The sequence below is a fragment of the Hypericibacter terrae genome (assembly GCF_008728855.1).
Classification (GTDB): domain Bacteria; phylum Pseudomonadota; class Alphaproteobacteria; order Dongiales; family Dongiaceae; genus Hypericibacter; species Hypericibacter terrae.
Genome location: NZ_CP042906.1, coordinates 5344218 through 5363038, shown reverse-complemented (window position 1 = coordinate 5363038; position 18821 = coordinate 5344218). Strand labels below are relative to the sequence as shown.

24 protein-coding genes are annotated in these 18821 nt (G+C 65.9%); 20 read left to right on the top strand and 4 right to left on the bottom strand.

Features of this window, described 5'->3' with window-relative positions; all coding sequences use genetic code 11:
* Positions 1 to 234: 234 nt before the first annotated feature.
* A complete protein-coding gene (locus FRZ44_RS24545) occupies positions 235 to 1107 on the top strand; it encodes a hypothetical protein (RefSeq protein ID WP_151179659.1) in 873 nt (290 codons plus the stop codon).
* A 115-nt stretch (positions 1108 to 1222) separates the two neighbouring features.
* Positions 1223 to 2032, top strand: coding sequence for a serine protease family protein (locus tag FRZ44_RS24540; RefSeq protein WP_151179658.1), 810 nt, complete (start codon positions 1223 to 1225; stop codon positions 2030 to 2032).
* Between the two features lie 489 nt (positions 2033 to 2521).
* Here the strand turns inward: FRZ44_RS24540 and FRZ44_RS24535 are convergent, their stop codons facing one another.
* Complete coding sequence (locus FRZ44_RS24535) at positions 2522 to 2839, bottom strand: hypothetical protein (protein ID WP_151179657.1); 318 nt, start codon at positions 2837 to 2839, stop codon at positions 2522 to 2524.
* A 256-nt stretch (positions 2840 to 3095) separates the two neighbouring features.
* Here FRZ44_RS24535 and FRZ44_RS24530 point away from each other — a divergent pair, with 256 nt between their 5' ends.
* Both FRZ44_RS24530 and FRZ44_RS24525 read left to right on the top strand, forming a co-directional pair.
* The gene (locus FRZ44_RS24530) at positions 3096 to 4067 is read left to right on the top strand and encodes a hypothetical protein (RefSeq protein WP_151179656.1); all 972 of its coding nucleotides are present in this window, start codon (positions 3096 to 3098) and stop codon (positions 4065 to 4067) included.
* Positions 4067 to 4474 (top strand): hypothetical protein, encoded by a 408-nt coding sequence (locus tag FRZ44_RS24525; RefSeq protein ID WP_151179655.1) that lies wholly within the window; start codon positions 4067 to 4069, stop codon positions 4472 to 4474. Before FRZ44_RS24530 ends, FRZ44_RS24525 begins: the two co-directional genes overlap by 1 nt.
* Position 4475: 1 nt before the next feature.
* Here the strand turns inward: FRZ44_RS24525 and FRZ44_RS24520 are convergent, their stop codons facing one another.
* Entirely contained in the window at positions 4476 to 5318 is an 843-nt protein-coding gene (locus tag FRZ44_RS24520) for a glycosyltransferase family protein (RefSeq protein WP_151179654.1), read from the bottom strand.
* Positions 5319 to 5728: 410 nt separating this feature from the next.
* Between FRZ44_RS24520 and ffh the strand changes: the two genes are divergently transcribed.
* The 15 genes from ffh (at position 5729) to FRZ44_RS24445 (ending at position 17527) form a co-directional block, all read left to right on the top strand.
* Positions 5729 to 7081 carry a signal recognition particle protein gene (ffh, locus tag FRZ44_RS24515; RefSeq protein WP_151179653.1) on the top strand — a complete coding sequence of 451 codons (1353 nt, stop codon included), beginning with the start codon at positions 5729 to 5731 and terminating at the stop codon, positions 7079 to 7081.
* 10 nt (positions 7082 to 7091) lie between these two features.
* Positions 7092 to 7508 carry a VOC family protein gene (locus tag FRZ44_RS24510; protein ID WP_151179652.1) on the top strand — a complete coding sequence of 139 codons (417 nt, stop codon included), beginning with the start codon at positions 7092 to 7094 and terminating at the stop codon, positions 7506 to 7508.
* A 60-nt stretch (positions 7509 to 7568) separates the two neighbouring features.
* On the top strand, positions 7569 to 7937 hold the full coding sequence (gene rpsP, locus FRZ44_RS24505; protein WP_151179651.1) for a 30S ribosomal protein S16: 369 nt from the start codon (positions 7569 to 7571) through the stop codon (positions 7935 to 7937).
* Between the two features lie 62 nt (positions 7938 to 7999).
* Positions 8000 to 8518, top strand: a complete 519-nt coding sequence (rimM, locus tag FRZ44_RS24500; RefSeq protein WP_151179650.1) for a ribosome maturation factor RimM — start codon at positions 8000 to 8002, stop codon at positions 8516 to 8518.
* A 38-nt stretch (positions 8519 to 8556) separates the two neighbouring features.
* Complete coding sequence (gene trmD / locus FRZ44_RS24495; RefSeq protein WP_151180451.1) at positions 8557 to 9294, top strand: tRNA (guanosine(37)-N1)-methyltransferase TrmD; 738 nt, start codon at positions 8557 to 8559, stop codon at positions 9292 to 9294.
* Positions 9291 to 9692 carry a 50S ribosomal protein L19 gene (gene rplS, locus FRZ44_RS24490; RefSeq protein ID WP_151179649.1) on the top strand — a complete coding sequence of 134 codons (402 nt, stop codon included), beginning with the start codon at positions 9291 to 9293 and terminating at the stop codon, positions 9690 to 9692. Before trmD ends, rplS begins: the two co-directional genes overlap by 4 nt.
* Positions 9693 to 9906: 214 nt before the next feature.
* The gene (leuC, locus tag FRZ44_RS24485; protein ID WP_151179648.1) at positions 9907 to 11313 is read left to right on the top strand and encodes a 3-isopropylmalate dehydratase large subunit; all 1407 of its coding nucleotides are present in this window, start codon (positions 9907 to 9909) and stop codon (positions 11311 to 11313) included.
* Between the two features lie 221 nt (positions 11314 to 11534).
* Positions 11535 to 11975: a GNAT family N-acetyltransferase gene (locus FRZ44_RS24480; protein ID WP_191908284.1), complete on the top strand. Its 441-nt coding sequence runs from the start codon at positions 11535 to 11537 to the stop codon at positions 11973 to 11975.
* 106 nt (positions 11976 to 12081) lie between these two features.
* On the top strand, positions 12082 to 12369 hold the full coding sequence (locus tag FRZ44_RS24475) for a hypothetical protein (protein ID WP_151179646.1): 288 nt from the start codon (positions 12082 to 12084) through the stop codon (positions 12367 to 12369).
* A gap of 170 nt (positions 12370 to 12539) precedes the next feature.
* The gene (locus FRZ44_RS24470) at positions 12540 to 13217 is read left to right on the top strand and encodes a response regulator transcription factor (RefSeq protein WP_151179645.1); all 678 of its coding nucleotides are present in this window, start codon (positions 12540 to 12542) and stop codon (positions 13215 to 13217) included.
* Entirely contained in the window at positions 13214 to 14563 is a 1350-nt protein-coding gene (locus FRZ44_RS24465) for a sensor histidine kinase (protein ID WP_151179644.1), read from the top strand. Before FRZ44_RS24470 ends, FRZ44_RS24465 begins: the two co-directional genes overlap by 4 nt.
* A gap of 132 nt (positions 14564 to 14695) precedes the next feature.
* Entirely contained in the window at positions 14696 to 15196 is a 501-nt protein-coding gene (locus FRZ44_RS24460; protein WP_151179643.1) for an RDD family protein, read from the top strand.
* A 74-nt stretch (positions 15197 to 15270) separates the two neighbouring features.
* Complete coding sequence (leuD, locus tag FRZ44_RS24455; protein WP_151179642.1) at positions 15271 to 15876, top strand: 3-isopropylmalate dehydratase small subunit; 606 nt, start codon at positions 15271 to 15273, stop codon at positions 15874 to 15876.
* 110 nt (positions 15877 to 15986) lie between these two features.
* Positions 15987 to 17042, top strand: a complete 1056-nt coding sequence (gene leuB, locus FRZ44_RS24450) for a 3-isopropylmalate dehydrogenase (RefSeq protein ID WP_407658104.1) — start codon at positions 15987 to 15989, stop codon at positions 17040 to 17042.
* 80 nt (positions 17043 to 17122) lie between these two features.
* On the top strand, positions 17123 to 17527 hold the full coding sequence (locus FRZ44_RS24445) for a VOC family protein (protein WP_225308432.1): 405 nt from the start codon (positions 17123 to 17125) through the stop codon (positions 17525 to 17527).
* A gap of 5 nt (positions 17528 to 17532) precedes the next feature.
* Here FRZ44_RS24445 and FRZ44_RS24440 read toward each other — a convergent pair whose 3' ends face one another.
* Both FRZ44_RS24440 and FRZ44_RS24435 read right to left on the bottom strand, forming a co-directional pair.
* Entirely contained in the window at positions 17533 to 18099 is a 567-nt protein-coding gene (locus FRZ44_RS24440) for a cytochrome b/b6 domain-containing protein (RefSeq protein WP_151179640.1), read from the bottom strand.
* Between the two features lie 8 nt (positions 18100 to 18107).
* On the bottom strand, positions 18108 to 18374 hold the full coding sequence (locus FRZ44_RS24435; RefSeq protein WP_151179639.1) for a PepSY domain-containing protein: 267 nt from the start codon (positions 18372 to 18374) through the stop codon (positions 18108 to 18110).
* Between the two features lie 144 nt (positions 18375 to 18518).
* Between FRZ44_RS24435 and FRZ44_RS24430 the strand changes: the two genes are divergently transcribed.
* On the top strand, positions 18519 to 18818 hold the full coding sequence (locus FRZ44_RS24430) for a hypothetical protein (protein WP_151179638.1): 300 nt from the start codon (positions 18519 to 18521) through the stop codon (positions 18816 to 18818).
* Positions 18819 to 18821 lie beyond the last annotated feature (3 nt).

Below are 18821 nucleotides of genomic sequence, written 5' to 3'. Positions count from 1 at the left end.
TTGTCACAACCTAAAGTCGAATATGTAATTTGACTCGATTCCTATCTCCGTGATAACGGAGTCACGAAGTGTTCGTCTGCAAAGGGGCTCGATGTTGATTCGATAAGAAAGAAAACAAATGCGCATGTAAAAAATATAATTGAACCTAGGCTGCGTCTAATAAAAGATGTCGAATCTAAATAGGCGGTTATGCTCCTGAGAAATTAATCAGAGAAACTACAAGGATGGATTGAAATGTCCGGTTCATGGATGCTGGGTATTGCAGTTGCCATTGTGGGGTCTGTCGCCGCGAGTGGCTGTGCGCGGATTGCGTTCTACGACGATCCAAAGCAATTCAATTCCGACCACGAAACCGGCATAAAAATCTACCAGACGAAGCCATATTTGATGGTCGTGCGCACGGGAAATAAAGACACGCCAATCCAGGGCACGATTATCTACTTGCCGGATATGAAGGACCCTGTCTATGCCAAGGCCTGGAGCGGGATCGGTACCAGCAACCTCCAGATCACCTTGTCGAACGGCATCCTGTCGACAGTGGGTCAGACGGTGGACTCCAAGGTCCCGGAGACGATGACGGCCATCGGTTCCATGATTTCGAGCTTGGCGTCCGCAGCCGAGACGGGCTCCGGCGTTTATCACGCGCAGGGTACGGACATGGGCGAGCAGGCCAAGTTACTCCAGACCACCAAAGAGGACATGAAGCGGCAAGTCGACACCGCGCGGACTCATAATCTGTTCAGCGTCAACGTACTTAATGCAATTTTTGACCCGGCGAAGAAGAGCGGCGTGGTCAGGCAGCTCGACGACGCTTACGATCTCTTGAACGCACCCGGCGCGGAAGCGCATCGCGACGAGATCGTCACGCTGCTCACCCAGGCCGCCGATCAGTTCGACAAAATCGACCTCGGCGAAGGAGGATCGGGCGAGGCGCAGAATGTCCGGACGATACTGAAGAACGACATGACCGTTGTCGGACTTATCCTTAAAAAGCTCACCGGTGGAGATCAGAAGCCGCCGGCACCGCCAATCGTTCAACTCTATGAAATTGACAACTCCAGCGGCAAACTTGTCCTAACCCCAGTTCAAATTCCGGGACTTCAGTAGATTGAACAGGCGTAATCACGAAGCGGGTGTTCGGCGCATCCGACTGGCGCGCCAGGAGCGGTCGCGACGCCTCGCGCGGTATCCTAATGTTGTGGGCACCATGATTGGCCCACGCATGGTCGGCGAGAAAATGGACCCTGAGGAACTTTGCCTCACCGTTCTTGTCGCCAACAAGATCGCTAAATCTGACCTAAAGGTTGATGATCGCCTGCCGCGATACGTGCGCCACGAAGGCAAGACCATTCCAGTCGATGTGGTTCGGCTGCGAAGACTGAAACCTCAAGTCAGCGTGTTTCCCGATCCGGGCCCCGTGGCCATCAAAGTTGGCGATGCTTCCCAGGGTACGATCGGTGCTCTTTGCTCGGTCGGCGGCCAGTTCTTTGCTCTTACTTGTGGCCATGTCGTGCCGAACGCTAGCTTTGAGAATATCGCTTACTCCTACTCTCCGGGATCCAAGACTTGGATTCCGATTGGCAAGACACACAAGCGCATCATTTCTCCGGACACCGATGGATTCGTAGATGCCGCCCTCATAGCTCTGGAGCATCCAGAACTCATTGTACGCGCTAGTCACGCGACGTTCCTGGAATTCGGTATGCCGATGGGTGGGCAACAGTTGTTGGCCCACGGAGCAAGTCACGGAATCTGCCACGGCGTTGTATCGGGCCTGCACGCGATCATCACCGATGCCGTGCTAGGCACACTCTATTGTGATGCCTTGATTAATGTGAGCAGCCCGGGAACCTTCGGTGGCGATAGCGGGATGCTTTGGAAGGACAGCGATGGGCGCGCGGTCGCGATGCACAGTTACGGCGAGGGGGCGGGAGGAAGTCGTAAGACGGCAGCGATGCTCGCGAGCCGTGCGGCGGCTGCATTGACTGGCGTCATGCCGGGAATGGTTAGGTTGCTCTCAGTTCCGAACTGAGCATTCAAATTATCAATTTTCAGACCGACCTCCAAATCATGCCGCTTAGCTCGATAATTGGCGCGCTAATCAATGGGGCGGTGTTTAGTCACAACACCGCAGCGCTTAGTCACGCGACGCCTATCGGGACGATCGCGGGAGCGAAGCGAACCTCGATACCGCCGTGGCGGCGGCCAAGACCTATGACGACTTCCTTCCTAGTTCGCTGTGCAAATCCCCAGCAGCCTCGCCAAGCTAGCGGAACGGTTTGCAGGCGCGATCACCTAGGGTGTTGCGCCCTCCTTTGCCGCATAGCCTCACTGGTTCTTCATCCACATCGTGCGATGCACGATGCCGAGCCTTTGATAGGGCAGGCTCGGTCAGCTTGCCGCTCTCCACATCCCGTCGCGGTGCCGTCTGATGGCAGATCCAGTTGCACCAGCTCGGCAGGAATGTCGCCGGCGGTTTCTGGCGATACACCACATGGTTGATTGCGGCCTGCTCGACCAGTTAGCTCGTCATCTGCTGGAGCGAGGCTCGAGGCGTATCGGCCCAGGCCCGCCAATAGGGCGCCTCGGCGCGCATGGCGAAGACGCCGGAAATGAACAGCGGGTAGCGCACCAGGTGGTCGACTGTGGCTTCGTCGAAGGCCTCGGCGTAGCTCAACCGGCTGACGTGGAACTCCCGCCAGGCGCCGAAAAAATTGCGGTAGCTGCGGTCGATCTCGGGCACCACGGCGAGGCAGGGCTGGCCGCTGGCGGGGTCGGTCTGACGGGCGCCCTCGATGAAGAGCTCGACCGCGCGCGCCCTGGACCCAAGTGTCGGCATTGATCCAGAGAAAGAGGCGGTGCCCGGAAATTAACAGGCATGGGGTTCGATCGAGGGGTTCCGACAGCCGATAAGGCAGCACTTCTGTCGGTCTCCCTTCATAACTTAATCATCAATCAATGATGTGCGCCGCTGTGTCTCTGACCGCGCCCTCCGGCCCCCCAACATGAAGCGGAATTTAGTCACAGCACCCGGGGGCTGAAACGGGCGATAGTAAACGGGGGCCATCGGCTGGGTTGCCCCAGGGGGACGGGGGATGAGCATCAATCCGATCTGTGTTCGACTGGCATCGGCGGTCGCCGTTGCGCTGGCGCTTTCCGGCTGCAGCGCCTCGGACTATGCCGCGCCCATCGCCTCATTCGCGGACGCGACCACGGACGCCGAATCGGCCCTCAACGATCTCAACAAGACGGCCACGGGCGCGTACACCGAGTTCCTGTCGGAGCATGCCCGCACCAATATGAGCCTGGCCGTCATGGGCGCGAACGGCGATTGCGAGCTCGGGTCGGAGCGCTGCCGGGTCGCCATCGTCGATCCGGCCCATCCCGATCAGCCGCAATATTTTCCGCCCGACCCGCTGCTCGGCAACATGGTCGGGGTGATGCATGACATCAATGTCTATGCGCAGAACCTGGCCGCCCTCGTCGCCGACGACAGCGCGGCCAAGGCCGAGGCCGACGTGAACGCGGCCCTGGGCAGCATCGAGCATCTGGCCAACACGGTCGCCACGGCCGAGGGGAGCCCCGCCGGCACCGTCCCGGGTTTCGCCACGCCGGTCGGCTCGGGCGTCAATTGGCTGCTGGGCGAATATTCGAACCAGGTGAAGCTCGCAGGATTGAGGACGGCCACCAAGCAGGCCGACCCGGTCATCCAGCGCGCGGCCGCTCTTTTCAAGAACGCCGCGATCTTCGGCTCGGATCCTCAGCGCGAGGCGCTGACGAGGGCGTTTCGCGACAAGATCGACGCCTATCAGGACGACCGCGGCAGCGAGGCGGATCTGAACGCCGCCGTCGATGCGGCCGAGACCTATGACAACTTCCTGCAGGCCCGGCCGGGTGACGTCTTCCTGGCCATGGGCGAGGCCCATGCGGCCTTGACCAAGGCCCTGAACAATCCGGAACTCACCTGGCCGCAGGTGTTCGCCAAGATCAAGGTCTTCGCTGCGAAGGCACAAGAGCTGGCCAAGATCGCCAAGGACCTGGCGGCTCTGACCGGGGAGACTCCGTGATGTTCGACAGGCAAAGCGCCGAAGCCATCGTTGCGGACGCGATGCAGAGCCGCGCCCATCTTCTGGACCTGGATCATGCGCTCCAGAGCGAGATCGACGAGATCGTGCTCGGCGCGGCACGGGCCGGGCGATCCTTGACCAACGACGAGAAGGCCCGGCGCAAGATGCTGCGGGCGAGCCAGGCCGATGTCGGGGAAGCGTTCCGAGCGCTGGCCTTCGTCACCCTGGCCCGCCTCGACAGCTCGGCCGACGTGCTGGAGCTCAAGGGCAAGCTCGATGAGATCAACGACAATCTCGTCGACGATCTCACCCGGCTCAAGAACATCGCGCGCTATGCCGCGATCGCGGCGCAGGTCGCCGACGGGCTGGCCGTGCTGGCGGAGCAGGTCGCGGGCGCGCTCGCCTAGATCAGGCGTTGCCCTTGGCCGCATAGCCCCATTCGTTCTTCGTCCACATCGTGCGATGGACGATGCCGAGCCGCTGATAGGGCAGCAGCGGCTCGGTCAGCATGCCGGTCGAGGGATCGCGCCGCGGCGCCGCGTGATGGCAGATCCAGTTGCACCAGCTCGGTAGGAAGGCCGTGGGCAGCTTCTGGCGATACACCACATGGTTGATCGCGGCCTGTTCGACCAGGGAGCTCGTCGTTCGCTGGAGCGAGGTCCGGAGCGTATCGCCCCAGGCCTGCCAATGGGGCGCCTCGGCGCGCATGGCGAAGACACCGGAATTGATCAGCGGGTAGCGCACCAGCTCGTCGGCCGTGGCCCTGTCGAAGGCGTCGACATAGCTTTTATGGATGACGTCGTGGAATTCCTGCCAGGCGCCATAGAAGTTGCGGTAGCTGCGGTCGAGTTCGGGGACCACGGCGAGGCGGGGCTGGCCGCTGGCTTGGTCGGTCTGGCGGGCGCCCTCGATGAAGAGCTCGACCGCGCGCCAGTCCTGGACCCAGGCGTCGGCATCGATCCAGAGATAGAGCCGGTGCCCGGGGAAATAGCGGGGCAGGAAGGGCCTGGCGAACATGGCCCGGAAATAGCCGGGGGTCTGGGGCCGGGCCGGGAAGTCGATGTCCCAGCCGGGCTCGACGACCTTGTCGGCCAGGGCGGCCAGCCGGTCCCGATGCTGGCCCAGGCCGACATCCAGGAGGCAGAGCGCGACCTGGCGGCTCTCCGGCTTGTCCCGGATCGAGCGCAGGCACTCCTCCAGCATCCCGGCATAGGTGGCATCGGCGCCGGTCACGATGGCGATCTCGGTCATGGGCGGGTCCTGGCTCGCGCGGGAAGAATTTAAGTCATAGTTTCAATATATTACGTTACGACAATCGAAGCGAATGTCGCCAATGTTATCCCCTCCCCCTTTTTGAGGGGGAGGGTTAGGGAGGGGGCCGCGCGGATGGGCCCAGCAGCCCCCTCCCTGACCCTCCCCCGCGAAGCGGTGGAGGGGACAAACAACGACAAATCGCCGCCCCCTTTCCTAGCCGCAGGCACCCCGCTTTCCTTGACGCAGGCGGCCCTCCGCCTCTATGTTCCGCCCGCCTTCACCACCAAGGCGACCACCCGGCCCCGAGGGGCCCCGCCCGTCCGCGAATTTCGCGCACGGGCGAAAAGTCGTTTTGGGCTGATCGCAGCGCCTTTCGAGACCCGAACCACCAGGTTCCAAGACCGACGATGTTCGAGAGCCTTTCCCAGAAACTGTCCGGCGCCTTCGAGCGGCTGACCCGGCGCGGCGCCCTCTCGGAGGGCGACGTCGACGAGGCGCTGCGCGAGGTCCGCGTGGCCCTGCTCGAGGCCGACGTCGCGCTCCCGGTGGTGAAGGACTTCATCGCCAGCGTGCGCGAGGCGGCCATCGGCGAGGCGGTGCTCAAGAGCATCACGCCGGGCCAGATGGTGGTGAAGATCGTCCATGACCACCTCGTCCAGGCGCTGGGCGGCGGGGCCGAGGGCATCAACCTCGCCACCACGCCGCCCGCGGTCGTGCTGATGGTGGGCCTCCAGGGCTCGGGCAAGACGACCAGCACCGCCAAGATCGCGATGCGCCTGACGCGCCGCGAGCGCAAGCGCGTGCTGATGGCCTCGCTGGACACAAGGCGGCCCGCGGCGCAGCAGCAATTGGCGACCCTGGGCCAGCAGGCCGAGGTCAAGACCCTCAACATCATCGGCGGCGAGCCGCCGCTCGCGATCGCCAAGCGCGCGCTCCAGACCGCGACGCTCGAAGCCTTCGACGTGCTGATGCTCGACAGCGCCGGCCGTCTCCATATCGACGACGAACTGATGGAAGAGATCGCGGCGATCAAGACCGCGACCAAGCCGATCGAGACCCTGCTGGTGGCCGACGCCATGACCGGCCAGGACGCGGTCAACGTCGCCAAGACGTTCCAGGATCGCATCGGCGTCACCGGCATCATGCTGACCCGCGTCGACGGCGATGCGCGCGGCGGCGCGGCGCTCTCGATGCGCGCCGTCACCGGCCAGCCGATCAAGCTCCTGGGTGTCGGCGAGAAGCTCGACGCGCTCGAGGATTTCCATCCCGACCGCATCGCCGGCCGCATCCTCGGCATGGGCGACGTGGTCAGCCTGGTCGAGAAGGCGGCCGAGAACATCGAGCAGGCGGAGGCCGAGCGCCTCGCCAAGAAGATGCAGAAGGGCCAGTTCGATCTCGACGATCTGGCCGACCAGCTGAAGCAGCTGCAGAAGATGGGCGGGATCGGCGACATCCTCGGCATGCTGCCGGGCGTGGCCAAGATCAAGGCGCAGATGAAGAACGCCAAGATCGACGACAAGGTGATCGGCCGCCAGCGCGCCATCCTGTCGTCGATGACGCGCAAGGAGCGCAAGAATCCCGACCTGATCAAGGCGTCGCGCAAGCAGCGCATCGCCGCCGGCTCCGGCACCTCGGTGCAGGAGGTCAACAAGCTCCTGAAGCAGCATCAGGAGATGGCGCGCATGATGAAGCAGATGGGCAAGATGGGGCAGAAGGGACTGATGCGCCAGGGCATCCAGTCCATCCTGCCGCGCGGATAAGGGGATCGGTATGACAACGCGCCCCAATGGCTGCTTCTCGCATGTGACGCTCGGCAGCAACGACCTGAAGCGCTCGGTCGATTTCTACGACGCGGTGCTGTCGCCGCTCGGCCTGAGCCTGCTCTTCCCCTATGAGGGCGAAGCCTATGGCTATGGCCGCAAGGGCATCGACACGCAAGGGGCGCCGGTCTGGATCCTGAAGCCGTTCGACGGCCGCGCCGCGGTCCCCGGCAACGGCGTCCATGTCGCCTTCATCGCGCCCAACCGCCACGCGGTCGATCTCTTCTACTCGAATGCGCTGAAGCATGGCGGCAAGGACGAAGGCAAGCCCGGGCTTCGGCCGCAATATCACGCCCATTACTACGCCGCCTATGTGCGCGACCCCGACGGCAACAAGCTGCAGGCGGTCTGCCACGATCCAGAATGACTCGAGTCAACACAAACGAACCGAACAACGAACGATCAAACCTGAGGAGCAACGAGACACATGTCGCTTAAGATTCGCATGAGCCGCGGCGGCGCCAAGAAGCGCCCCTTCTACAGCATCGTCATTGCGGACTCGCGCAGCCCGCGCGACGGCCGCTTCATCGAGAAGGTCGGCACCTACAACCCGATGGTGACCCGCGAGAGCGGCAACCGCGTCCTGCTCAAGAAGGAGCGCATCGAGCATTGGCTGAAGATGGGCGCCACCCCGTCCGAGCGCGTCCAGGGCTTCCTGGCCGAGATCGGCCTGGCGGAAAAGCCCAAGCAGCATGTGCAGACCACCAAGCACCTGCCGAAAAAGAAGGCGCAGGAGCGCGCGGCGGCCGCGGCCGACGCGAAGGCCAAGGCCGGCGCCGAAGCCCCGGCCCAGTAAGCCGGACGCGAAGGCAGGCGGCGTAAGGACCGATTCTCGACATCATGGCGGGAAGCAACGACATGGACGAAACAGGCAAGGCACGGGTGCTGGTGGGCGTGATCGCCGCCGCGCATGGCGTGCGGGGCCTCGTTCGCGTCAAGAGCTTCACCGCCGATCCGAAGAGCGTCGCGTCCTACGGCGAGCTGAGCGACGAGCGGGGGCAGCGTCGCTTCCGCCTGAAGCTGCAGGGCCAGGCCAAGGAGGGCGTGATCGCCCAGATCGACGGCGTCGCCGATCGCGACGCGGCCGAGGCGCTCAAGGGCACCAAGCTCTATGTCGGCCGCGAGGCCCTGCCGGAGATCGGCGCCGATGACGAGTTCTACCAGGCCGACCTGGTGGGCTTGCGGGTCGAGGCGCGCGACGGCAAGACCCTGGGGCGGGTCAAGGCGGTGCTCAATTTCGGGGCGGGCGATCTGCTGGAGATCGAAGGCGAGGGTGTCAGCCTGATGCTGCCCTTCACCAAGAAGGTGGTGCCGCTGGTCGATCTGCCGGGCGGCCGCCTGGTGGCCGAACCGCCGGCCGAGGTGGAGGCGCGATGATGATGACCGCCAAACCCTCGACGCAGAGCGATCCCGCGATGAGCAGCCAGACGACACAGTGGCGCGCCAGCGTGCTGACGATCTTCCCGGAGATGTTCCCGGGCCCCCTGGGCCAGTCGCTCGCCGGCAAGGCGCTCGAGGCCGGCCTCTGGGCGCTGGACGCGATCGACATCCGCCGGTTCGCCAGCAGCAAGCATGCCTCGGTCGACGACACGCCCTTCGGCGGCGGTCCCGGCATGGTGATGCGCCCCGACGTGATCGACGCGGCCCTCGAAGCGACGTTGGCGCCGGGCGAGACGGCGATCTATTTCAGCCCGCGCGGCCGCGTGCTGGACCAGGCGCTGGTGCGCGAGATCGCGGCCCGGCCCAAGGTCACGCTGCTCTGCGGCCGCTACGAGGCCGTCGACCAGCGCGTGCTCGATGCGCGCGAGGTCGAGGAAATCAGCCTCGGCGATTTCGTGCTCTCCGGCGGCGAGCCCGCGGCGATCGCGCTGATCGACGCGGTGGTGCGCCTGCTGCCGGGCGTCATGGGTGCGCCCGAGGGCCTCGACGAGGAAAGTTTCGAAGCGGGTCTCCTCGAATACCCGCATTACACCCGGCCCGCCGACTGGCAGGGCCGCGCCGTGCCGGAGATCCTGCTCTCCGGCCATCACGAGAAGATCCGCCTCTGGCGTCGCCAGCAGGCGGAGGACATCACGCGTGCGAGGCGGCCCGATCTCTGGGCCCGTTACCTCGCCCGCAAGACCGATTCCAAGAAGAAGGAAGCCAAGCGATGACGACGTTGCAAGAAGTTGAGAAGAGCCAGGTGAAGAAGCTGGCCGCGACCGCCAAGCTGCCGGAGTTCCGTCCCGGCGACACGGTGCGCGTGAATGTGAAGGTGATCGAGGGCACGCGCGAGCGTATCCAGGCGTTCGAGGGCATCTGCATTGCCCGCCGCAATGCCGGCCTGAACTCCTCCTTCACCGTGCGCAAGATCTCCTACGGCGAAGGCGTGGAGCGCGTGTTCCCGCTCTTCAGCCCGCGCGTGGAGTCGGTGGAGATGGTGCGCCAGGGCGATGTCCGCCGGGCGAAGCTCTATTATCTCCGCGGGCTTCGCGGCAAGGCCGCCCGCATCAGCGAATCCACCCGCGAGCGCGCCGGCGACGAAGCGGCCGGCGAAGCGGCGGAAGGCTGAGGCTGGGCGTGGCCAATTGCGCTTTTACCGCCACGCACCAATTATGACTGATGTCATGCCCGGCTCCCCGGTTCCGGCCTGGGGCCGGCCCGAGGACAAGCTTTGATCCGGGCATCCATCGTGCATCTGCACCATGGATTGCCGGGTCAAGCCCGGCAATGACAAGCCAGGGGTAGCGAAGGATCGCTCCCGACGGATCTACTGAGGCACGACAATGGCCACACCGCGCACGCTCTACGACAAGATCTGGGACAAGCACCTGGTCGATCGCCAGGAAGATGGCACCTGCCTGATCTATATTGATCGCCACCTCGTCCATGAGGTGACGAGCCCGCAGGCCTTCGAAGGCCTGCGCACGGCCGGGCGCAAGGTGCGCCGGCCGGAAGCGACGCTCGCGGTCGCCGACCATAACGTGCCGACGACCGACCGCTCCAAGGGCATCGCCGAGCCGGAATCGCGGATCCAGATCGAGACCCTCGAGAAGAACTGCGCCGAGTTCGGCGTGCCCTATTTCTCGATGGACGATATCCGCCAGGGCATCGTGCATATCATCGGGCCGGAGCAGGGCCTGACCCAGCCGGGCCAGACCATCGTCTGCGGCGACAGCCATACCTCGACCCACGGCGCCTTCGGCGCGCTCGCCTTCGGCATCGGCACCTCCGAGGTCGAGCATGTGCTGGCGACCCAGACCCTGATCATGGCGCCGGCCAAGAACATGCGCATCACGGTCGAGGGAAAGCTGCCGCTGGGCGTCACCGCCAAGGACATGATCCTCGCGATCATCGGCAAGATCGGCACCGCCGGCGGCACCGGCCATGTCATCGAGTATGCCGGCGACGCCATTCGCGCGCTGTCGATGGAAGGCCGCATGACGGTCTGCAATATGTCGATCGAGGCGGGTGCGCGCGCCGGCCTGATCGCGCCCGACGAGACCACCTTCGAATATGTGAAGGGCCGGCCGATGGCGCCCAAGGGTGCCGTGTGGGAGCAGGCGGTCGCCTATTGGCGCACGCTGCCCTCCGATCCCGGCGCTCACTATGACAAAGAGGTCGTGCTCAAGGCGGCCGATATCGTCCCGCAGGTCACCTGGGGCACCAGCCCCGAGGACGTGCTGCCGATCACCGGCGCCGTGCCCGATCCCGACAAGGCGACGGATGCCGGCAAGCGCGACGCGATGAAGCGCTCGCTCGACTATATGGGCCTCAAGCCCGGCACCAAGCTCAGCGAGCTCAAGGTCGATCGCGTCTTCATCGGCTCCTGCACCAACGGCCGCATCGAAGATCTGCGCGAGGTCGCCAAGGTCGCGCAGGGCCGCAAGGTGGCGAGCCATGTCAACGCGATGGTGGTGCCCGGCTCCGGTCTCGTGAAGGAACAGGCGGAGTCCGAAGGCCTCGACAAGATCTTCATCGAGGCCGGCTTCGAATGGCGCGAGCCCGGCTGCTCGATGTGCCTGGCGATGAATCCGGACCGGCTCGAGCCCGGCGAACGCTGCGCCTCGACCTCGAACCGCAACTTCGAAGGCCGCCAGGGCCGCGGCGGGCGCACCCATCTGGTGAGCCCGGCGATGGCCGCGGCGGCGGCGGTGACGGGCCATCTCACGGATATCCGCGAGCTGAAGTAGAGATCGGCCACCCCTCCTTCTCTTTCTATCTCCTCCCCCCTTGAGGGGGAGGATTAAGGAGGGGGTCCTCTCGAAGCGTCGAGTTGCGGCTCACCCCCCTTCCTAACCTTCCCCCTCAAGGGGGAAGGGATAAGCAAGCAAGCGCTTGGGGGCCGCTCATCAAATCGCCCGTCATCCGCATCCGCCCTGCCACACCCGGCGACGGCGCCTTCATCGAGCGCGTGCATCGCGAGGCCGTGCGCGGGATCGCGCACGGGCCCTATTCGCGCGCCGAGCTCGAGAGCTGGATCGCGGGCCTCCATCCCGATCGCTATCGCCAGGCGATGGATCGGCAGGGCGAGCGCATGCTGCTGGCCGAGGCGCCGGGTCCGGGCGTTGTCGGCTTCTGCTCCTGGCGCGACCGCAGAGTCATCGGGCTCTATGTGCTGCCCGGCTTCACCGGCCGCGGCATCGCGCGGCGCCTGCTCCGCATGGCGGAAGCGGCCATCGCCGCGGCGGGCCATGGCGAGGTGACGCTCGGCGCGAGTCTCCCGGCCTTGGCCTTCTATCAGCGCTGCGGCTATCGCGTGACGTATCGGCATGATTGGCAGACCCGCGGCGGCCTGGTCCTGCCGGTCGCGGACATGGCGAAAACCCTGGCTTCGCCGCGGGTTGGGACCTAGAGCCGCCGCAGGTCAGCTTCGCGACAGCCTCCCCCGCGCATTCTCCAGGTCGCCGGCCGCAGGACGCGGAACGGCCATCACCCCTGACCTGGAGAATTCCCCGATCATGTCGCTGTTCCGCACCTTCAGCCCTTCGATCGCCGCGCTCGGCCTTGCCGCCACCGTTCTCGGCGTCGGGCTTTCCTGCGCCCTCGCACCCGCCTGGGCCGGGACCCGGAGCTGCGAGCAGGAGATCAAGAGCATCACCGAAACCGCCAACCAGCAATCCGACGGCACGAAGAAGGACAAGGCGCTGTCGTTCCTGGCCGCGGCGCAAGACGAACTGGTCGATGAAGGCGACGAGGAAGACTGCATGAGTCAGGTCGACAAGGCCAAGCGCGTGCTGGGCCTCTGATTTTCGATCGGCCGCGGGCCTCCAAGGGCAGCCCGCGATCGACGCGTCCGGGAGCTCTGCCCCCGCGGGGTTCCCGGGCGCTCGCTTTCCGGCCCGGGCTTGGGCCTCGCTAAGCCTCCGTCGCTGGCGCAAACTATCCTCACCTCCCCCGAGCGCGAGAGCCGCGATCCATGCGCCTGCTCCTGGTCGAAGACAATGAGCGCCTCGCCCATTTTCTGGCGAAGGGCCTGGCCATGGAGGGATTCGCCGTCGACCATGTCGGCCTGATCGAGGATGCCGAGGCGGCGCTGGCGACGATGCGGTTCGACGCCATCCTGCTCGATCTCGGCCTGCCCGACGGCGACGGGATGGATCTCCTCAAGCGCCTGCGCGCGCGCAACGACACCACGCCCATTCTCGTCACCACCGCGCGCGGCGATCTGGGCGACCGGCTGCGCGGCCTCGATGGCGGCGCCGACGATTATCTGATCAAGCCCTTCGAGATCGCCGAGTTGGCCGCGCGCCTGCGGGCGCTGATGCGCCGCCCCGGCGCCGTCATGAGCCGCGCGATCGAGCTCGGCAATCTGCGCTTCGACGCCGAGAACCGCACCGCGACCGTCGAGGATCGCCCCCTGGCCCTGGGCCGGCGCGAGACGGACCTGCTCGAGGCGCTGATCCGGCGCAGCGGCCGCGCGATCGCCAAGGCCGCGCTGGAGAACTCGATCTATGGCCTCGCCGGCGAGGTCGAGCCCAACGCGCTGGAAGTGCTGGTCTCCCGCCTGCGCCGGCGTCTCGCCGAGGCGGGCGCCACGGCGCAGATCCATACGCTGCGCGGCATCGGCTATCTCATGTCCGACGGGGCGCCGTGACGCTGCCCGAGCCCTTGCCGCCGCCCGCCGCCCGGCGCTCCACCGCCAGCATGGCCTCGCGCCTGGGCTGGCGCCTCGGGGGCCTCTTCGTCGTCGCCTTTCTGGTCGCCGGCCTGCTGCCTTACATCAACAGCCGCGACGACCGCACCGAGGTAACCGCCGAGACGCTCCAGGCCGACATGCGGTCGCTGGCGCAATCGATCGCGCGCGAGACCGACGGCCGCATCGCCGTCGGATTGCCGCCGGATCTCCATTTCGCCTACCGGGTGCGCGACGGCGCCGGTACCGTTTTGGCGGCCTCGCCCGACTGGGAGGGGCTGCAGAAGGCCGTACCGCCCGACAGCGGGCCGGAGCTGGAGGTCTCGGTGCTGAGCGGGCGCTTCGACACGCCCTCGGGCCCGCTGCTGCTCGACGTGATGCTCAACCATCATGCGCCGACGCTGCTCGACGGCATCGTGAACGAGTGGGGCGACGAGATCCTCCCGCTGTTGCTGCCGGTGCTGGCGGCCGCCCTGCTCATCGGGGTCTGGACCATCCGGCGCAGCTTGGCGCCGCTGGCGCGCGTGGCGGATGCGGCCGCGAGCATCACGCCGCGCGAGACCGGCGTTCGGCTGCCGGGCGACGATCTTCCGTCCGAGCTGGTCCCGCTCGTCACCGCGGTCAACGATGCGCTCGACCGGCTGGCGGAAGGTTTCCGCCATCAGCGCGAGTTCGCCGCCGATGCCGCGCATGAGCTGCGCACGCCCCTCGCCGTGCTCTCCGCCCATATCGAGACGCTGCCCGACAAGGCCGCGGTCGCGTCGCTGAAGCAGGACCTGGCGGGCATGCGCCGCCTGGTCGATCAGATGCTGGCCGTGGCCGAGCTCGACGCGCAGCCGCTGCATGTGGGCGACGAGCTCGACCTCTCGGCGCTCGCGGTCGAGCTGGCGACGGCCATGGCGCCGCTCTGCCTGGCCCAGCATCGCGACCTGTCGGTGATCGGGGCGGAGAAACCGGTCCGGGCGCATGGCGACGCCGCGGCCCTGAGACGGGCGTTGCGCAATCTGGTCGAGAACGCGATCGCGCATACGCCCGAGCATGCCGCCGTCGAAATCCAGGTGAGCGATGCGACACCGGGTCGCGGGCCCAGCTTGACGGTGCGCGATGCCGGCCCGGGTTTCGCGCCGGCCGACCGGGCGCGGGTCACGCAGCGCTTCTATCGCGGACGCCGCGCCAAGGGCCCGGGGGCGGGATTGGGTCTCGCCATCGTCGCGCGCATCATGGCGGTGCATGGCGGCGAGCTCGAGATCGGCGAAGTCCGGGGCGGGGGTGCCGCGGTGAGCTTGCGCCTGCCGCCGCTGCCCTAGCGCGCAACCCACGGATTAACCCTGTTTTACCGCCCATCTGCCCAAAAGGCCGGCTTTGGCCTATGCTCGGCGCCAAGCCGAGTTTCCCTTCGCGAGTGGGTGATTCAAAATTGTCGGGCAGCCCCTAGGTCGATGATGGCGCAAGCCTCGACGGATCACGGCGAAGCCGCGGGCCCGCGCTATGGCGGCTTCTGGCGTCGGGTGGTCGCGGCCCTCATCGACAGCATCATCGTCAATGCCGCGTTGGTCCCGCTGAGTTTCGTGCTGCCGATCTATGAGACCATCGGCCAGGGCGACGCCACCGTGACCGAAAGCGCCATGGGGATCGGCGCCGAGCTCGAATATACGCCCCTCGGCACCCTGATCCTGGTGATCGGGACCTGGCTCTACGTGGCCTTCATGGAGAGCGGCCCCCGGCAGGCGACTCTCGGCAAGATGGCCCTCTCGATGCAGGTCACGGATATCGACGGCGATCGCATTACGTTCTCGCAGGCGACCGGGCGTTATTTCGCCAAGTTCCTGTCGGGCGCGATCCTGATGATCGGATTCCTCATGGTCGCCTTCACCCCCCGCAAGCAGGGGCTCCACGACATCCTGGCCAAAACCCTGGTCATCCGGCGCCCTTGGCGCTAAAACCAGCCCCTCAGCCGCCCCGGCCGGCCCTGCTTCGGGCCCCGTCCGGACGGCCTTCCCCATAGGTGATGGCGATGCAGAAATTCACCACGCTCCGCGGCGTCGCGGCGCCCCTGCCGATGAGAAATGTCGACACCGACATGATCATCCCGAAGCAGTTCCTGAAGACCATCAAGCGCACCGGTCTCGGCAAGCATCTCTTCGAGGAGATGCGCTACGAGGTCGACGGCAAGGAGAAGCCCGATTTCGTGCTGAACCAGCCGGCCTACCGCAAGGCCGCGATCCTGGTCGCCGGCGAGAATTTCGGCTGCGGCTCGAGCCGCGAGCATGCGCCCTGGGCGATCATGGATTTCGGCATCCGCTGCGTGATCGCCACGAGCTTTGCCGACATCTTCTACAACAACTGCTTCAAGAACGGCATCCTGCCGATCAAGCTGCCGCAGAGCGAGGTCGACAAGCTGATGGACGACGCCCAGCGCGGCGCCAATTCCATCGTCGCGATCGATCTCGAGAAGCAGGAGATCACTGGCCCCGACGGCGGCCGGATCCATTTCGAGATCGACGCCTTCCGCAAGCATTGCCTGCTGAACGGCCTCGACGATATCGGCCTCACCATGCAGAAGGCCTCGGCCATCGACAGCTTCGAAGCCAGGAAGAAGCTCGAGCAGCCCTGGCTCTGAACGACCTCTCCCGCCGAACTCCCTTACTGCCGAATTCAAGGAATCCCGGTCCCGTGGCTGCGAACAAGAAACTCCTGATCCTCGCCGGCGACGGCATCGGCCCCGAAGTGATGCAGCAGGTCGAGCGCGTGCTCGACTGGTATGCCAAGCGCCGCGCGATCGGCTTCGACGTGAGCCAGGGCCTGGTCGGCGGCTGCTCCTACGACAAGCACGGCACGCCCTTGACCGACGCCACCATGGGCGAGGCCATGGGCGCCGATGCGGTGCTGCTGGGTGCCGTCGGCGGTCCCAAATGGGACAGCCTGCCCTTCGACAAGAAGCCGGAACGGGGCCTCCTGCGCCTGCGCAAGGATATGGAGCTGTTCGCCAATCTGCGGCCGGCGATCGTGTTCGGCCCGCTCGCCGACGCCTCCAGCCTGAAGCGCGAGCTGGTCGACGGGCTCAACATCATGATCGTGCGCGAGCTCACCGGCGGCGTCTATTTCGGCAGCCCCCGCGGCATCGAGACCCTGCCCGACGGCACGCGGCGCGGCATCAACACGCAAGTCTATACGACGCCGGAGATCCAGCGCGTGGCGCGGGTGGCCTTCGACCTGGCGCGCCTGCGCGGCCGCAAGGTCTGCTCGGTCGAGAAGGCCAACGTGATGGAAAGCGGCGTGCTCTGGCGCGAGGAAGTGCAGAAGCTGCATGACGCCGACTACAAGGACGTCGAGCTGTCGCACATGTATGCCGACAATTGCGCGATGCAGCTGGTGCGCCAGCCCAAGCAGTTCGACGTGATCGTCACCGACAATCTGTTCGGTGATCTGCTCTCCGACTGCGCCGCGATGCTGACGGGCTCGCTCGGCATGCTGCCCTCGGCTTCGCTCGGCGCCGCCGATGCGCGCGGCCGCCGCCGCGCCCTCTACGAGCCGGTCCATGGCAGCGCGCCCGACATCGCCGGCAAGGGCCTGGCCAATCCGCTCGCCACCATCCTCTCGCTCGCCATGATGCTGCGCTATTCCTTCGCGCTCGGCGCCGATGCGGACCTGCTGGAGAAGGCGGTTGCCAACGCGCTCTCGGCGGGCTATCGCACCGGCGACATCATGACCCCCGGCGCCACCAAGGTCTCGACCGGCGGCATGGGCGATGCGGTGCTGAAGGAACTGGACAAGCTCGCGGCCTGAGGCCGCGTGGCGCCGGGATCGAATCCGCGCCGCTTCCGTTCCTCTTCGGCGCGCCCGCATGAAGAACAGGAGGAGCCGGCATGTCGTTGATTCTCTACACCACCCTGGGCGTCAGCGATTTCGCGCGTTCCGTTCGTTTCTACGATGCGGTGTTCGGTGCGCTCGGCTGCGCCCGTTCCCACGAGGGGGCGGACGGATGGGCGGGCTGGGGACCTGGCTATGACGAAGGCGTCAGCTTCTGGATCTGCCCGCCCTTCGACGGGCGCCCGCCCAGCGCGGGCAACGGCGCCATGATCGCCCTGCGGGCCCGCAACGAAGCCGAGGTCGCCGCCTTCTATGAAGCGGCGCTCGCCCACGGCGGCACCGACGAAGGCGCGCCGGGCACGCGGTCCTACTACGAGCCCAGCTTCTATGTCGCCTATGTGCGCGATCCGGACGGCAACAAGCTCGCTTGCGTCTTTCATCGCCACAAGCCGGACGCCTGAAGGAGTCAGGGCCGTTTCCTGCCGGTGATCATCGCCCGCACCAGGTTTTCCTTGTGCAGGACGCTCGAGGCGATCACGCCCACGACATGAAGGCCGGCGAACGCGATCAGCAGATCGGCCGAGCGCGAATGCAGGCCTTCCATCCACCAGACACCGAAGAACCGATCGGTCGTGGTCAGCCAGCCGCTGACGCCGGTGACGGTGACGAGGATCAGCAGGGCCACGATCATCGCGCCGCCGGCGGGGTTGTGCCCGAGATAGCGGCGCGCGGTCATGGTCAGGATCTCGCCGAGATAATCATAGACGGCCCGCGGCGAGCGGAGGAAATCCGCGAAGCGCGCATGGCGGGGCCCGACCACGCCCCAGAGAAGACGGACCAGCACCAACGCCAGCGCGATATAGCCGGCGCTCTCATGGACCGTCCGGGCGCCGTCCGAGACATAGGCGGTGATGACCGCGCCGGCCAAGCTCCAGTGGAAGACCCGCAGCAGCGGATCCCAGACCTTGATCCAGCCCTTCTCGCAAGGCTCGTCCGATGCCAGGGACTTGCCGGCGATCGGCGGCGCGGTCATGGCCGGCGCTACTCCGCCTGGGCGATATTGCCGGTATAGGAATTGATCTCGAGCTCGAAGCGCTTGCCGTCCTTGTCGAGACCCTTGGCCTCGTAGCAGCCGCTATGGAGCTCGATCTCCTTGATCTCCACATAGCCTGCAGCCTTGAGCTTCGCTTCGATCTGTTCCTTGGTGAGCTGCGGGCCGGAGCCTTCGCAGGATTCTTCGGCGAACGCCATCTGCGAGCTCAGGCCGAGAATGATCGTGAGGGCAGCCGCCAGGGTGATTTTGCGCATACGAGGGTCTCCTTTGGGGGTTCGATCGGGATCGACCGTCTGCCTCACCCTAGGGGCCGAAGCTGACCGCACCCTGTCGCGTGGGCCGCCGGGCCGGGTCCCGCCAGGTGACTTGGAACCGGCAGAACGGCTAAGCTCGGACCCATGAAATGGTTCGCTAACCCGAAGGCCCGAATCTTGGTTCTGGCCGCCATGGTCGCCCTGGTCGGGGGGATTGCGGTCTGGGCCGACACCGGATCGCAGCCGGGCAGCCCGGCCGCGACCGTCGCGGCGACCCCGGCGAGCGCCACCGAAGATGCGGCGCCCTGCGGCTGCGGCGGTCCCAAGAGCTATTATCTCAAGAAATACGGGACAATTAAGCCGCCGGCCCTCCAGAACCAGACGGAGGGCCAGCCGCCAGCCACCCCGCCCGTTAACCCGCCCTCCACCACAACAGGCGGATAACCT

Coding starts and splice junctions, on each gene's coding strand:
- FRZ44_RS24545 (WP_151179659.1), top strand. CDS start 235: ATGTCCGGTTCATGGATGCTGGGTATTGCAGTTGCCATTGTGGGGTCT.
- FRZ44_RS24540 (WP_151179658.1), top strand. CDS start 1,223: ATGGTCGGCGAGAAAATGGACCCTGAGGAACTTTGCCTCACCGTTCTT.
- FRZ44_RS24535 (WP_151179657.1), bottom strand. CDS start 2,839: ATGCCGACACTTGGGTCCAGGGCGCGCGCGGTCGAGCTCTTCATCGAG.
- FRZ44_RS24530 (WP_151179656.1), top strand. CDS start 3,096: ATGAGCATCAATCCGATCTGTGTTCGACTGGCATCGGCGGTCGCCGTT.
- FRZ44_RS24525 (WP_151179655.1), top strand. CDS start 4,067: ATGTTCGACAGGCAAAGCGCCGAAGCCATCGTTGCGGACGCGATGCAG.
- FRZ44_RS24520 (WP_151179654.1), bottom strand. CDS start 5,318: ATGACCGAGATCGCCATCGTGACCGGCGCCGATGCCACCTATGCCGGG.
- ffh (WP_151179653.1), top strand. CDS start 5,729: ATGTTCGAGAGCCTTTCCCAGAAACTGTCCGGCGCCTTCGAGCGGCTG.
- FRZ44_RS24510 (WP_151179652.1), top strand. CDS start 7,092: ATGACAACGCGCCCCAATGGCTGCTTCTCGCATGTGACGCTCGGCAGC.
- rpsP (WP_151179651.1), top strand. CDS start 7,569: ATGTCGCTTAAGATTCGCATGAGCCGCGGCGGCGCCAAGAAGCGCCCC.
- rimM (WP_151179650.1), top strand. CDS start 8,000: ATGGACGAAACAGGCAAGGCACGGGTGCTGGTGGGCGTGATCGCCGCC.
- trmD (WP_151180451.1), top strand. CDS start 8,557: ATGAGCAGCCAGACGACACAGTGGCGCGCCAGCGTGCTGACGATCTTC.
- rplS (WP_151179649.1), top strand. CDS start 9,291: ATGACGACGTTGCAAGAAGTTGAGAAGAGCCAGGTGAAGAAGCTGGCC.
- leuC (WP_151179648.1), top strand. CDS start 9,907: ATGGCCACACCGCGCACGCTCTACGACAAGATCTGGGACAAGCACCTG.
- FRZ44_RS24475 (WP_151179646.1), top strand. CDS start 12,082: ATGTCGCTGTTCCGCACCTTCAGCCCTTCGATCGCCGCGCTCGGCCTT.
- FRZ44_RS24470 (WP_151179645.1), top strand. CDS start 12,540: ATGCGCCTGCTCCTGGTCGAAGACAATGAGCGCCTCGCCCATTTTCTG.
- FRZ44_RS24460 (WP_151179643.1), top strand. CDS start 14,696: ATGATGGCGCAAGCCTCGACGGATCACGGCGAAGCCGCGGGCCCGCGC.
- leuD (WP_151179642.1), top strand. CDS start 15,271: ATGCAGAAATTCACCACGCTCCGCGGCGTCGCGGCGCCCCTGCCGATG.
- leuB (WP_407658104.1), top strand. CDS start 15,987: ATGCAGCAGGTCGAGCGCGTGCTCGACTGGTATGCCAAGCGCCGCGCG.
- FRZ44_RS24445 (WP_225308432.1), top strand. CDS start 17,123: ATGTCGTTGATTCTCTACACCACCCTGGGCGTCAGCGATTTCGCGCGT.
- FRZ44_RS24440 (WP_151179640.1), bottom strand. CDS start 18,099: ATGACCGCGCCGCCGATCGCCGGCAAGTCCCTGGCATCGGACGAGCCT.
- FRZ44_RS24435 (WP_151179639.1), bottom strand. CDS start 18,374: ATGCGCAAAATCACCCTGGCGGCTGCCCTCACGATCATTCTCGGCCTG.
- FRZ44_RS24430 (WP_151179638.1), top strand. CDS start 18,519: ATGAAATGGTTCGCTAACCCGAAGGCCCGAATCTTGGTTCTGGCCGCC.